The sequence below is a fragment of the Proteus sp. GOKU genome (assembly GCF_015475555.1).
Taxonomy (GTDB): Bacteria; Pseudomonadota; Gammaproteobacteria; order Enterobacterales; family Enterobacteriaceae; genus Proteus; species Proteus mirabilis_B.
In genome coordinates, this window is record NZ_CP034105.1 from 2,852,039 (window position 1) to 2,867,334 (window position 15,296).

Genomic DNA, 15,296 nt, shown 5'->3' on the forward strand with positions numbered 1-15,296 from the left:
CCATTCTTATTGGCAAATTTTTGCCTAAAAACGACCAGTGGTATCACCAATATGTTCTATAAATTTACGCCCATTATTCTTCTCATTATTTCCAACGTTTTTATGACATTTGCTTGGTATGGCCATCTAAAATATGGCAATAAACCTCTTATTGTTGTCATTATTTTAAGCTGGTTGATTGCATTTGTTGAATATTGTTTTGCTGTACCCGCAAATCGGATTGGTCATAATTACTACAGTGCAGCAGAATTAAAAACCATACAAGAAGTAATCACATTAACTATTTTTGCTATTTTTTCGGTGACTTACTTAGGCGAAAATTTCACTTTAAATCACTTTATTGGTTTTCTTTTGATTGGTGCTGGTGCCTTATTTATTTTTAAAGGACCATTTTAGAAAAGCTTATTAGTAGATATCGCCAGCTCGTTTTTTCAGCATCTCATCTACACTTCTTTTATTATCGCCTTATCAAGTTTGATAAGGCTTTTATTTATCTAAAATCTGATCTTTTGATTATTTTTAATACTATTTATATTGTGGTTTTTACAGAGGATAAAATAGCATCACCGCTTACCATTAAGTCATATAGTCTATCTGTATTTATTTTCCAAAATAATAGTCTGTTTTGTGATAAATATATTCTATATGCAGAAACATTTCTCTTGAAAAATATTTTTCATTCGGCGCATAATGGTTGCTCTAAGAGAAGCATCGTTTCTCTGTCTTTTTTTTGCCTCTCTTAAGCTACCGCACCCTTAAAAGGTGCGTTTTGTCACTTTAACGTCAGATAAAATGGTATCTGGTATGAGCAAACATTCTAACGATTTTATTTATATGCAGGATAATCCCTGTATGCATTGTGGTGCTTGTTGCGCCTATTTTAGAGTTTCGTTCTATTGGGCAGAAATGGTAAGTGGTGGAGGTGTGGTTCCTGATGAATTAACAGAACCGTTAACACCTTTTCTCTCTTGCATGAAAGGAACCAACTCTAAAAAACCACGTTGTGACAAACTGATTGGTGAAGTGGGAGAATGTGTAAGCTGTTCCATCTACGAACAACGCCCTTCTCCTTGTCGTGAGTTTCAACAATCTTGGGTAAATGGTATTCCTAATGAAGCTTGTGATCGTGCAAGAGCGGCTTATGGTTTGCCTCCATTAACTCACACCATCTTGCCTCACACCGCGTAAGACATCAGAGGGGTTAAGCCCCTCCTGATCATTTAATACTATCCAATATATTTATTTTTATAAAAAATAAAATTAAAAAACAAAAAATCATTATTAAATAATACGTTAGTTTGACTTTATTTTTAAATGACCTAGTATATAAGGTAATGAATTAATAACTTGTGTTTAGTGAGGTTTTTTATTTAAAAATAGCAATAAATTTGGAGGGCATTATGATCAGTAGCTCTTTTTTTATCCTTTTCCTTTCTTTTATCTGTTCTACTGCTGTCGTTAGTATGTTACTCGGTGGCTTAGAGGAATAATTATGAATATTTCTGATGAAAATATTCTCCCCCAGAAATAATGCCCATACTTTAGATAAAATCAGTATGGGCATTATTTTACTTATTGTTTAAATTTCAGTTTTATTTTACTGCTGTTACTTCTATTTTATTTTCCGCAAAAGACTAAACGCTTCAATTTTTCTTCATTCACCTATTTAGTAGGTAAAATGACCGGTTATTTTCCATGAAAATAAAACGTCTTCAGCGACTTGTCCAAACCCGATATTATGCATAACGAGATAGCGTTGGTTATCCCAGCTTTTCTTATTTACGACAATCCCAATATGAGGTCGCCCATTATCTAAACGCCAGCTAACAATATCGCCTGGAACATAATCTTCTGCATTTTTTGTAATTGGTTTTACTTTTCCTTTGCGTGTGAAAAAGACTTCTAAATTAGGAACCCTGCGGTGATCGATATTTGTATCAGGTTTATTTAATCCCCACATCCGTTTACTTGGGTAAGCTGAAAAATTTGCTTTAATATCTTCATGCAATAATTTTTGTAAATCGATATCAATGCCACGATAGCTACGAATGATCACATCACTACATACCCCTTTATAAGCAGGTACATCTCCCATTGGGTAATCTATTTTACGATAATCAGAGTCGTAAAATACGGCTCTTGGTAAATCAGTAGCGTACTCCACCAGCTTTTTATTTTGTTCTGAAGTTATCGCTTGGGCACTTGAAAAAGGCATAGTGAGTAAGAGTAAAACGCTAATTTTCATTATATTCACTGTATGTTCTCCATGAAAAAGTTAAATCCATTATTTAAGAAAGGAATGACGTTATCTGTTTATACTGATAAAGCACAACATAAAAATATAAGGGAAGTCTTAATTCGTTTTTAGAATAGATATAAAAAACCGAGCCACCTTTACGGTAAACTCGGCTGATAAATAAGAGAAAGAGAATAAGAAAGAGAACAAGTAAGAGAAAACGGTTTAGTTCAACACAATATGGCTTTTACGACGTAAACTTGCAAAAAGCATGTAAATTGCCGTCACTAATAACACCACAAAGAAGAAATTCATAATGCCGTTATTGGCTTGCGCCATAAACATACCCGCCCCTAAAGGCCCGATAGCAGAACCAATGCTATAACTTAATAGCATTACTTGTGTAATAGCGACAATATAGCTCGCATTCACATGATCACACGCCAATGTAATAGCGATAGGATAAAGTGCAAAAGAAGACATTCCCAATAGCGCCAGTGCAATAATAAGCACCATATAATCGCTAGAAAGATATGTCAGTCCCATAGCAAACACGCCCACTAAACACATCATCGCTAATAACAGTGTTTTGCTTATCATCACAGACAATTTGCTAATAATAGGCTGAACCACCATACCGCCTAAAATAATCGCTGCCATCAACACACCTATTTGGTCTGTTGTAAATTGCCCTTGATTTAAAGCTAATGGCATCATGCCATAAATACTGCCCATCACAACACCTGACACCATACAGCCCACTAGAGCTGCTTTATTTAATCGGCTCATCTGCTTAAGTGACAAACTTTTATGATCGTGCCCTTGTGGCTGCCCTTGCTTAAAAAGCAGAGGCGGTAATACAGCGATTAATAATAAAACTAATATCGCCATAAATGGGATAGCGCCTTGTGTACCAATTGCACCAATCGCCAATTGTCCTAATGTTGTGCCACCATAAAGCGAGGTCATATAAAAACCTAAGCGTTTAGCTCGCTCTTTAGGATTATCGCCAATTAATAGCCATGACTCGACAACAACAAATATACCTGCAACCGCCATACCACCAATAAAACGGAAAACCATCCATGCTGATAAATAAGGCATTAAAGGCAATACACCAACAGTCACTGCCAGCAATAATAAAAATACAACGAAAGAAAGACGATGCCCTATTCTTGCAATAATAGGCTCTATCATGACTGAACCTATTAATAATCCAATAAAATAAATACTTGCTAACCAGCTGGCATAGAGCGTATCCATTCCAAAACTACTCATAGACAGTGGAATTAAACTCATTAAATAGCCTGACGCGATAGCAAATACCGTTAACCCAGCCACAGGTACTAATGTACTGTCGCCTTTGCGTACCAAAGTAGTGTTCTGTTTCACTACCCTCGTCTCCACAATCAAAACGGTTGATGATGCGCTGTTTTCTCGATGCCTGATAGAGGCGGTTCTTTTATCTAGGAAAGATAAAAGAAACAAAGGTGAAAACAGTGGATGGCGTCCCTAAATTCAGGAGACGCGAATATAGCGTTTAAATGATGATAAATAAAATTATAAAATCTAATGCCAGAAAACAATTTTATTTATATCAATCATGATTATCGTCTTTTTCTACCAAAAAGAAATAGCTCTAATCTGATATTTATTTTTATTAAAAGATAAGTATTTTTTATTAAGAAAATTACGAATAAATACGTATAAAACAAAACCAAAATAATAAATATTCATTACTATCCTATCGTTAGCCAATAGGATAGCTAAAAATAAAGAGATGCTTTTGTTTATTCTATGCTTTTTTCTAAAGCAATATTAATTGCATCGGGAATTGAACCTCCATGACCTTTACCTTCAAACAGATAAAATTCACACTGTTTTCCTGCTTCCGATAGATATTGGCATAGCTGACGTTGCGTTAACCAACTACTACGCTCTTGGTAATTTTTCTGTTGCTCTTCACTTAATCGACTTAAATCTGGGGTTTCTTCTTTTTCACCTAAGGCTATTGCAATATAAATATCATTAGGAATAGATTGCCATTGCTCTTTTTTCACCCATTCGCCTTTTCCCCACCATAATGATGGACTTGCTGCGATATAGCGTTGAAATGTTTCTGGATGATTGAATAGAACATAGAGGGTAAATACACCGCCAAAAGAGTGACCAAACAAGGATTGCTGAGTAATAGAAACGTGTTCTTTGGCAAGTTGCTCTAACGCATAAGGTCTTACTTGCGTTAAGAAAAATTGATAAAAATTCTCTGCATTTCCGCCTCGGCTAAATGCTTCACCTTTTACACTTGGTGTGTAGTCATGCGTTCTCTCTGTAATAAAGTAAGCTTTATCACCTACATATCCCACACTGATAATGGCAGGTAGCGGTTTATTTTTCTGCTTTATGGCTTCGTTTATCATCAGCGGAAACTGCGCATTTCCATCGACACTATAAATTAACGCTGTCTTAGTGGTGTTTTTAGGAATAGCAAGAAAGAGGCGATATTGTTTTCCTTCATATGCCACTTCTTTATTTGTAATTTGATAATAAGAGTGAGCCTGAGACTCAATTTCCGGAACTTCTTGGTTAGGCCTAGCTTGAGCAACCGCAGATAACATAATCATTCCACATAACATTAGTATTCGCATAAATCAGATACTCTGTCGGTAATTTAAAAAGTGCACCATTAAGATGAAAATAATAGAGAGCCATAAAAAATAAACCCCATATTTAATACGGGGTTTATGTTAATTAAGGCTCGATTAGAAGCTATATTTAATGTTCGCCCAATAACGACGACCTTCATCGACAACCCAGTTACCACCTTTATCATTTACAGCAGGCCCTGTTTCATCTGTAATATTTAATACCGCAAAGTTAAACATGGTATTTTTATTAAAGTTGTAGGTCATCCCTAAATCAAAGGTTGTATACCCACTACGATAACGTGCCCCTGTGTAACCATTACGTTGAGCTGCCCAGATTTGTTTCCCAGTATAAGCCGTATTGGCATAAAAACTGGTTGCTTCATCAAACTGCCAGTCAACTCGTGCATTAGCGCTATGTTTTGGTGTTAAATCTAATGGATAACCTTTTAAGGATTCGCCTGAACCTAGTTTTTCATCATCACTTTTACGTTCTGAATCGATATAGGTGTAGTTCGCATTGACATGCCAGCTTTCAGCAATCGGGAATCCTACCGCTGTTTCAATCCCTTTAATGTTTGCTTTGCCCACATTATCGTATTGATACAGTTTTAAACCTGTAATTGGATCTATTTCGCCAGTGTCATAGTTCGTTAATTTATCTTTAAAATCAGTATTAAAGAAAGTCACACTTGCGGTAACACCATCCCCATTATCATAACCAATACCAATTTCTTGGCTGACTGATGTTTCAGGTTTTAAATCACGATTACCGTACATAATTGCACGGCCTTTTTCAGTTGAAGTACCATATTCAGGGCTAATTTCACGTAAGCTTGGTGCTTTAAAGGCTTTCGCCACACCGCCTTTTAAAGTAAATTCATCCGTTAAATGATAAACAGCATACGCTCTTGGACTCCAGTGATTACCGTAATATTCGTGATCATCAAGACGCACCCCACCAGTTAACGCGAGGTTGTCTGTCACGCTATATTCATCTTCAAGGAATAACGCTTTTTGATCTGCTGTAATAGTGGATTGTTTAATACCAGAACCCGTAGATGATTCATCTTTTAAACGTGAATATTGATATTGTCCACCAAAAGTCATCACGTTATCAGGTAAGAAAGCGGTAAATTTCGCATCAAAAACAGTATTAGTGATTTCAGGGCGACGATCTTCATAATACTTCTCGCGCTCTTTTGTCACCTTATTAATCATTTCTGTTTTGGTAATACGTTTTGTCTGTTCTTGATAAACACTTAATTCTGAGTGCAGAATATCAAACTGATTTTTATAGGTTAATGCCCAATGATTACGGTCATTATTAGTTTCTAGCATTTTATTTTCATCCGCTTTTCCACCACGGATAGTAAATTCACTCATGGATTTACCCGGTGTCGTTGTACGCTGTAACGTATTACGACCCGCTTCTAATAAAATGGTTTGATTATCAGTCGGTGTGAATGCCAATTTCGCCGTAATATTTTTATTGTCATTACGACCTTGACCATAAGTGATTTTATCTTCTGCGCGTAAGTAGCTACTACCGTAAAGCTGTAAGCCTAATTTATCTTCAATTAATGGTCCTGAAAGATAAAAATCACCATTAATAGAATCGCCGGCATCACGGTTGTGTTGCAGTGTACCGCCAAGTGCAACAGAGCCGTGCCACTCTTTTGTTACTGGTTTCGTGATGATATTGATAACACCACCCATTGCGTCTGAACCATACAGAGATGACATTGGTCCACGAATAACTTCTATACGTTCAATCGCATCTGCTGGTGGAATAAAACCACCTTCATAACCACCACTCCCATTCGGACGTGACTCACGGCTATTTTGGCGACGACCATCAACAAGAATAAGTGTGTATTCACCCGGTAAACCACGCATCGTGATTTCTTGTTTATTGGCATTACCATTAATGCTAACGCCTTCAACACCTTTTACTGCATCGGCTAAATCATGAACGGGTTTCTTCGCCAGTTGTTCTTTGCTGATCACGGTGATACTTGCTGGTGCATCTGTAATTTGTTGAGCAAACCCTGATGCTGATACAACAAGTTTTTCTTCTTTGTTTTCTTGTGCATACAGCGGGTAAGAGGCAGATAAAATACAGGCTGTTAATACGCCCATTTTAAAGTTCATAAAGATCCCCTGAATTTATAACGTTTATAATAATGAGAATGATTGATATTATCTTAATCAAATAATCATGAGAATGATTTTCTTTTCATATTTAGTGTTTTTTTTTAATCTGTATCAAAGCAAATAAGTGCCATTCCGATTAAGTGCAGAAATAGCAGATCTTGGACACAAAAAAAGCAGATGGCATAACCATCTGCTTTGTCTCGTTTTGTAGGGTATTTTTAGATTTAGAAAATTAACAAATTACAATCTTGTTATTACCAGAATACGGCGTAAAGCACACATAAGATGATCATTATGGCGTAGGAAGCAATATTGAATCCGCTTTGTGTTTTAAAGGTTTTATCTGTTAATGCAATCGCCCCTATGCTGTCATCTGTTTTAGTTGAAGTTAAACTAACTAAACCAATTACAACCGTAGTAAACATAAAGGTGTACATCATTTGATCAAGGAATGGCATACCCAATGGCATTAATTTTAGGAACAATGCGAACGGTATAGATAAAACCACACCAATGATTGCACCTTTTGCATTTGTTTTTTTCCAGAATAAGCCTAACAAGAATACCGCTAAAATTCCCGGACTCACTAAGCCTGTATATTCCTGAATATATTGGAATGCCTGATCGATACCACCTAATAAAGGTGCAATAAAACAAGCAATAATTAAAGCAACAACCGCACTAATACGCCCCACATTCACTAAGCGTGTTTCTGAAGCTTTTGGTCCGATATATTCTTTATAGATATCCATCGTGAAAATAGTCGCGATAGAGTTAAGCATAGATGCCAAAGATGAAACAATTGCAGCGGCAAGTGCAGCAAAAACAACACCTTTTGCACCTACTGGTAAGAACTGAGTCAACCAAGGATAGGCTTTATCTGCTTGTGACAACGTTGGAATATGCTCTTGTGCCATAGTCCCTAAACCTGCCATTAATTCAGGGTTAGTGGTAATAACAAATGCAGCAATACCCGGCACAACGACAAGAACAGGCACAATTAGTTTTAAGAATGCAGCAAACACGAGCCCTTTTTGTGCTTCATTGATAGATTTAGCGGCTAAAGCACGTTGGATAATGTATTGGTTAAAGCCCCAATAATAGAGATTAGCAACCCATAAACCACCAATCAGCACCGCGATACCCGGTAAGTTCATAAATTGCGGGTTATCTTTCTCTAAGATCATTTTAAAGTGATCTGGCGCGGCTTGTGTCATTTTGCTCAAACCTTCCATGATCCCACCATCTCCACCGATATAGCTGACGGCTAATACTGTGGTAAACAGACCACCAAGAATAAGGAAGAACACTTGTACCACGTCTGTCCACGCAACAGCAGATAGCCCACCATAAAGTGAATAGATAACAGCAAATAATGCTAAACCAACAATGGCATACATCATTGGTACACCAAGGATGGTTTCTAATGCCAATGAACCTAAATAAAGTACCGATGTTAAGTTAACAAAGATAAATAACGCTAACCAGAACACCGCAAGAATGGTTTTTAAGTTACGACTTTTAAAGCGATTCTCGACAAATTCAGGAATGGTATAAATACCTTTTTCGATAAAGACAGGTAAAAAGTATTTAGCAACAATAATTAATGTCAGTGCTGCCATCCATTCATAAGATGCGATAGCAAGACCAATGGAGAAACCAGAACCAGACATACCAATGAATTGTTCTGCTGAAATATTAGCTGCAATAAGCGAAGAACCAATTGCCCACCAAGGAAGGGTTTTACCTGCAAGAAAATAATCCTTTGTTCCTTTTTTCTCGCCATCCTTAGAACGAGAAACCCATAATCCTAGACTAATAATGATCACGACATAGAGGGCAAAAATTGCATAATCTATTGTGCTTAACCCAACACCTTCTGTATGCATAATATTTTCCTTTCAGACCCATAGAGAGAATAGGATTTTAATGTAAACGTTTTCACAATCCTTTTCCGTTACTCTGTTCACAAATTTATCGCTTATGTTACGTAAATGGATCATAAAATAGGAAAACAAACGATTACCATGACGAGTAAAGCAATATTTAAGCCTAAAACACGATGGCTATTTTATTTAATAAAATTCAGATATCTAAATAATCGTTAAAAAAAGCCAAAGAATGATAACGATTACACAGCTCAAGTAAGAATAACCTCTTAATCTCATAAAGCTCATTAAGAGGATCAACTTGGCTGAATAATAAATGAGGTAATTAAGATTAAGAGAGGTGGCTAAGATTAAAAACAGAATTACGTTGAACTAATGTTGGCGAAAAAATACGTTGTTTTTGTTCGAGCATTTCACCTTTAGAAAGCCTGATGGCCAGTGCTGCTGCCTGTTCTGCCATCATTTGTACAGGATAACGCACTGTGGTTAAACGAGGGTGAATATAGCGTGCAATTAATACGTCATCAAAGCCAATAACGGAAATTTTTTCAGGAACAGGGATTTCATTTTCATCAAGAACAGATAAAGCCCCCGCAGCCATAAAATCGTTGTAAGTCACTACAGCTGTAAAATCGATTGATTTGGTTAGCAGATGCATCATTGCCTTTTCGCCCCCTTCTCCTTCGGGCTCACCATACTCGATATAACTTTCAGGTAACTTGATATTATTGGCTTCCAATGCAGCTTTATAACCAGCAAGACGCTGAGTTGTATCTTCAATATGATGAGTAGATGAAATATAAGCGATTTTGGTATGACCTTGACGGATCAGATGCTCGGTTGCCATCCAAGCCCCTTTATAATTATCTAAAGCGACACAACGTTCAGCAATTTCAGGAATAAAGCGGTTAATCAACACCATGCTTTTAACTTCATGAGCATAAGCTAGCAATTCTTCATCAGAGAGTGCTTTTGAGTGGATCACAAGACCATCACAGCGACTATTAATCAATAACTCAATAGATTGGCGTTCATCTTGAGCATCATGATAACCATTACAGACCAAGATGTGTTTTCCTGATTGTCTTGCAATGTTATCAACCGCTTTCACAAGAGTGCCAAAAAAGGGATCGGAAACATCATGCACTAAAACACCCAAGGTTTGCGTACTCTGACTAACCAAAGCCCTTGCTGCCGCATTAGGTCGATAGCCTAATTTTTGCATCGCTGCATTAACGGTTTCTATAGATGCTTGGCTTGCTTTCGGCGAGTTATTAATGACTCTAGACACAGTAGCAACAGAAACTCCTGCTTCTTTTGCTACATCTTTGATAGTCGCCATATCCACCCCTTATGGATCACCTTTATTCCTGGTTAAGAAATAACGAGCCGTTAATCTACAAACAAAGAAAAAAGGGAGTAATAGAATTTAAGTGGCCTGATTATCAGCGAAGAAGTGAAATTTAAAAAGTAAAAAGATCAAATAAATAGTGAAAAGGAAAGCGTTTACACTTTCCTTTTATTGTTACGAGTAAAACTTATAGATTGTTTGGCTATTCCACGCTGTATTTGCAGGTAAAACACCTTGATTTTCATGCCATTCTGGATGATTAGGGCCATCTGGGAAATATTGTGTTTCTAATGCCAATCCTGAGTAATTACCGTAATGACGACTCTTTCCTCTTGTTCCTACCAAAAAGTTGCCTGTATAGAACTGAACAGAAGGCATGGTTGTAAAGACATCCATTTTGAGCTCGCCTTCAGGTGCAATAACGGTTGCGACAGGGGTTTTATCTTCAATCGCTTTCTTATCTAAAATAAACGCATGATCGTAGCCATTTGCGGCTTTTTGGCACTCATCTACCATAAAATCCAGACCAATACGTTTTAATTTACGAAAATCAAACCCTGTTCCTATTACACTTGCAAACTCCCCCGTAGGAATGTTGCCTTCACCATTTTTTAAATAATGAGTCGCACAAATTCTTAAATCATGTTCAAGTGCCGTGCGTTCAGTATGTTCGCCAGCAAGATTAAAATAAGCATGGTTAGTTAAGCTTAATGGCGTTGTTTTATCGCTCATCGCGTGATAATTAATACATACTTCATTATTGTCTGTCAGTGTATAGGTCACACTTACCTTCACCGTACCGGGAAAACCTTGGTCTCCATCATTAGAGATCAGTGAAAAAGTGACAGATTGAGAGGATTGTGCAGTGATCCCCCAGCGAAGATGACTAAAGTTTTGCTTACCACCATGTAAGGTATTTTTACCTTCATTCGCACTAATTTTATATTCCTGCCCCTCGACTACAAACTTAGCCCCTGCAATACGATTAGCAAAACGCCCAACCGTTGCACCTAAATACGCAGTTTGTTGTTTATGGGCATTCATATCCGCAGAGCCTAATAACACATCTCGACGATATCCATTAACCGGTACAATACAAGTTAACCAAGTTGCGCCAATATCCATTAAAGAGATAGACATACCAAAACGATTTTTAAGCACCACTATTTGTGCAGGTTTTCCATCTGATGCAGGTTGTGCTGTCATTTGCTCAGGGTCAAGAAAACGAAGCTCATTAGTCGCCATTATTTTGCCTCCGAATAGCCCGCTCCTTGGCTTGCAGAGCAGACATAGATAGTTTCTTTTAATCCTGTTTTAGCTTCGTATTGTGCTTTAACAGAGTCAACGACTTTATCCACTAAATCTGGTGTTACTAATGCTACGACACAACCACCAAATCCACCACCAGTCATTCTCACACCACCACGATCACCAATCACTGATTTCACGATTTCAACTAATGAATCAACCTCTTTAACGGTGATTTCAAAATCATCACGCATAGAGTGATGTGATTGCATCATTAGCTGACTTAACGTGGTTAGATCACCACGGCGTAAGGCTTCTGCTGCATCTAATGTACGGCTATTTTCAGTAATAACATGGCGTGCCCGACGATAAACCACTTCACTCATTACTGCTTTTTTAGCGAGTAGATCCTCTAATGTGGCATCTCTTAATGCAGTCACATTTAAAATATGAGCAGCTTCTTCACACTGTTGGCGACGGGTGTTGTACTCACTATCCACTAAACCACGCTTTTTATTGGTATTGATAATCATCACAACCATATTTTCAGGCATCGTTACGGCTGACGTTTCTAATGAACGACAATCGATTAATAGTGCATGATTTTCTTCACCACAAGCCGAAATAAGCTGATCCATAATGCCACAGTTACAACCAACGAATTGGTTTTCTGCTTTTTGACCATTTAGTGCAATCTCTTTTTGGCTAATAGGTAATTGATAAAGTGTTTTAAGCGTTTGACCAATGGCAACTTCTAATGCAGCAGAAGAACTTAACCCTGCACCTTGAGGAACATTTCCGGATATCGCGATATCCATACCATGAAAAGAGTAGTTATCTTTTTGTAGAAAATGAATAACACCTCGAACATAGTTAGCCCACATTTTATTAGGTACAAACTCAATACTGTTATCAAGGTTAAATTCATCAACTTCATTTTGGTAATCAACCGCAATGACACGAATAATGTTATCTTCTCGTTTTGCTGCGGCAACGACCATTTGATAATTAATGGCGCAAGGTAAAACAAACCCATCATTATAATCAGTGTGTTCACCAATAAGATTTACCCTACCAGGCGCTTGAATAAAATGTGTAGGTGCGTAACCAAAAATAGATGAAAATGAACGAGTCACATTATTAATAAGTGCCTGCATAATAAATCCTTAGCTTAAAATTAAGTAATAAAAATCCCACCACAACATTATGTAAATAATGAGATGTTTGGTTTAATTTATTTCGTGCGCAAAAAGCAGATTAATTAAAATATCTTCGCTGTATTAAAAGCCATTAGCGTTGTTCTTTATAATGAATATCACTTAATTGACGTAAATTATTCGCGGCTTGTTCTGGCGTTAGATCTCTTTGCGATTCCGCCAGCATTTCATATCCCACCATAAATTTGCGCACAGTAGCTGAACGTAATAATGGCGGATAGTAAAGCGCATGTAATTGCCAGTGATCGATATTTCTATTGTCTTTAAAAGAAGGCGCAAAATGCCATCCCATGGAATAAGGGAAAGAACAATGGAATAAATTATCATAACGACTTGTTAATTTTTTCATTGCTATGGCAAGATCATCTCGCTGAGCACTATTTAATTCACTCATTCTGCGAATATGCGTTTTAGGCAATAACATCGTTTCATAAGGCCAAGAAGCCCAATAAGGTACGACCGCCAGCCAATGCTCTGTTTCAACTACGGTACGACTTGTATCTTTACATTCAGCATCAACATAATCGATTAATAGATTGCGCCCATATTTTTCAAAATAAGCTTTTAATTGCGTATCTTTTCGCGCTAATTCATTAGGTAAGAAATCACTCGCCCAAATTTGTCCATGAGGATGAGGTTGAGAGCACCCCATCGTTTCACCTTTATTCTCAAACACTTGAACCCAAAGATATTCTTTGCTGAGTTCTTCTATTTGATTATCCCAAGTATCAACGATTTTACGTAAACTACTGACGGGTAATTCAGGAATGGTTTTTCCATGATCAGGAGAGAAACAGATGACTCGACTAATTCCTTTTACGGCTTGAGTTTGAAATAAAGGATTCGATGAAGGTTCAACATGATATTCGTCTTGCAACAATGCAGAGTGGTCATTATTAAAGACATACGTTCCTGTGTAATCTGGATTTTTATCACCAGAGACACGAGTGTTATTCGGACACAAATAGCAGTGAGGATCATAAGAGGGAAGTGTCGCAATCTGAGGCTTTTCATCTTTGCCGTTCCAAGGTCGTTTCGCTCTATGTGGGGAAACTAAAATCCACTGACCAGTTAACGGATTATAACGACGATGAGGATGTTCAACAGGATCAAAAATCAGTTTCGACATAACCTTCTCTCTTATTTATTCAAGATTATCTGAATATTTTAAATCTTATTTCAAATAACCATTTGGATTTTGTAACTGCCAACGCCAAGCGTCCGCTGCCATATCATCAATTGAACGAATAGCTTTCCAATGTAAATCTTTCTCTGCTTTTGCAGGGCTTGACCAACATTCTGCAATATCACCCGGACGACGAGCTTGTAATTGATAAGGGATAGGTTTACCACTAGCTTTACGAAATGCTTCAATCATTTCAATTACACTAGTCCCGTTACCGGTTCCCAGATTATAAATATGTAAGCCCGCTTTTTTACCTAACGCATTTAATGCTGCTATATGACCATCAGCCAGATCCATAACATGGATATAATCACGAACACCTGTACCGTCTTTTGTTGGGTAATCATCACCAAAAACAGCCACTTGTTCACGACGACCAATTGCCACCTGAGAAATATAAGGGGTTAAGTTATTTGGAATACCTTTAGGATCTTCCCCCATCGTTCCTGATGGATGCGCCCCTACTGGGTTAAAGTAACGTAGCAAACTAATAGACCAACTTTCATCCGCAACAAATAAGTCAGATAAAATGCGCTCAACCATATATTTACTGGTGCCGTAAGGGTTAGTTGTACCCCCTACTGGCGAATCTTCAGTAATAGGAACGGCTTGAGGATCACCATAAACTGTTGCTGATGAGCTAAAAATAATGCTTTTTACGCCCGCATCACGCATACAACGTACTAGCACCAATGTGCCATTAACATTGTTGTCATAATATTCAATTGGTTTCTGAACAGATTCACCAACCGCTTTCAATCCCGCAAAATGAATAACAGACTGAATAGAATGCTTAGCAAAGATTGATGCTAATAGCTGGTCATCACGAATATCACCGTTATAAAACAGAGGGCGTTTACCTGTTAGAGCTTCAACACGATTAAGGACTTCTTCATTCGCGTTGCTAAGGTTATCTAAAACAATCGGTGTCATGCCTGCTTCTATCATTTGTACGCAAGTATGACTACCGATATATCCCATACCACCTGTTACTAATATTTCCACATTCACCTCTTTTGATTCAATTCAAAGGAAAAGCGCAAGACGGTTTCTGTTCACTGACACAGAGTTTAGCAAGATCAACAGAATCATTTCGTGATCAAACCGACATTTAGTGTAAACGTTTACACGCTTTTCGCACACACTTAAATTTTATAAAAATCTTAGTTTAGAATTGTATTACAGTAAGTTAATAAAATACGTAATACATCCCACCTCTTCACTACTAAAAATAGTACCCATTCAAAGTAAACGGTTACATCTCAATCAATCAGTTAATTACATGATAAAACTGACATTCAATACGTTTTATCATACCTTATTAACATCCCCGCTAATATGTTTAAGCGGAGTAAGAACACTCTCAA

General features: G+C 37.4%; 12 protein-coding genes. 2 read left to right on the top strand and 10 right to left on the bottom strand.

Features of this window, described 5'->3' with window-relative positions; all coding sequences use genetic code 11:
- Positions 1-51: 51 nt before the first annotated feature.
- Positions 52-396 carry a DMT family protein gene (locus tag EHE21_RS13305; RefSeq protein WP_075670926.1) on the top strand — a complete coding sequence of 115 codons (345 nt, stop codon included), beginning with the start codon at positions 52-54 and terminating at the stop codon, positions 394-396.
- A gap of 408 nt (positions 397-804) precedes the next feature.
- Entirely contained in the window at positions 805-1,188 is a 384-nt protein-coding gene (locus EHE21_RS13310) for a YkgJ family cysteine cluster protein (RefSeq protein WP_088496001.1), read from the top strand.
- A 478-nt stretch (positions 1,189-1,666) separates the two neighbouring features.
- Here the strand turns inward: EHE21_RS13310 and EHE21_RS13315 are convergent, their stop codons facing one another.
- From EHE21_RS13315 to galE, 10 genes are all read right to left on the bottom strand, one after another.
- Positions 1,667-2,245, bottom strand: coding sequence for a DUF1287 domain-containing protein (locus EHE21_RS13315; protein WP_194952667.1), 579 nt, complete (start codon positions 2,243-2,245; stop codon positions 1,667-1,669).
- Positions 2,246-2,461: 216 nt separating this feature from the next.
- A complete protein-coding gene (locus EHE21_RS13320; protein ID WP_099074867.1) occupies positions 2,462-3,628 on the bottom strand; it encodes an MFS transporter in 1,167 nt (388 codons plus the stop codon).
- 398 nt (positions 3,629-4,026) lie between these two features.
- Positions 4,027-4,884 carry an alpha/beta hydrolase gene (locus EHE21_RS13325; RefSeq protein WP_228766686.1) on the bottom strand — a complete coding sequence of 286 codons (858 nt, stop codon included), beginning with the start codon at positions 4,882-4,884 and terminating at the stop codon, positions 4,027-4,029.
- A gap of 114 nt (positions 4,885-4,998) precedes the next feature.
- A complete protein-coding gene (locus tag EHE21_RS13330; protein WP_194950906.1) occupies positions 4,999-7,035 on the bottom strand; it encodes an IreA family TonB-dependent siderophore receptor in 2,037 nt (678 codons plus the stop codon).
- Positions 7,036-7,292: 257 nt separating this feature from the next.
- A complete protein-coding gene (locus EHE21_RS13335; RefSeq protein WP_194950907.1) occupies positions 7,293-8,927 on the bottom strand; it encodes a sodium/sugar symporter in 1,635 nt (544 codons plus the stop codon).
- Positions 8,928-9,258: 331 nt separating this feature from the next.
- On the bottom strand, positions 9,259-10,269 hold the full coding sequence (locus tag EHE21_RS13340) for a substrate-binding domain-containing protein (RefSeq protein WP_088494984.1): 1,011 nt from the start codon (positions 10,267-10,269) through the stop codon (positions 9,259-9,261).
- 183 nt (positions 10,270-10,452) lie between these two features.
- A complete protein-coding gene (gene galM / locus EHE21_RS13345; RefSeq protein ID WP_194950908.1) occupies positions 10,453-11,523 on the bottom strand; it encodes a galactose-1-epimerase in 1,071 nt (356 codons plus the stop codon).
- The gene (gene galK, locus EHE21_RS13350; RefSeq protein WP_194950909.1) at positions 11,523-12,683 is read right to left on the bottom strand and encodes a galactokinase; all 1,161 of its coding nucleotides are present in this window, start codon (positions 12,681-12,683) and stop codon (positions 11,523-11,525) included. The genes galM and galK overlap by 1 nt, the downstream gene beginning before the upstream one ends.
- Positions 12,684-12,816: 133 nt before the next feature.
- Positions 12,817-13,872 (bottom strand): UDP-glucose--hexose-1-phosphate uridylyltransferase, encoded by a 1,056-nt coding sequence (locus EHE21_RS13355; RefSeq protein ID WP_194950910.1) that lies wholly within the window; start codon positions 13,870-13,872, stop codon positions 12,817-12,819.
- 45 nt (positions 13,873-13,917) lie between these two features.
- A complete protein-coding gene (galE, locus tag EHE21_RS13360; protein ID WP_088494980.1) occupies positions 13,918-14,934 on the bottom strand; it encodes a UDP-glucose 4-epimerase GalE in 1,017 nt (338 codons plus the stop codon).
- Positions 14,935-15,296 lie beyond the last annotated feature (362 nt).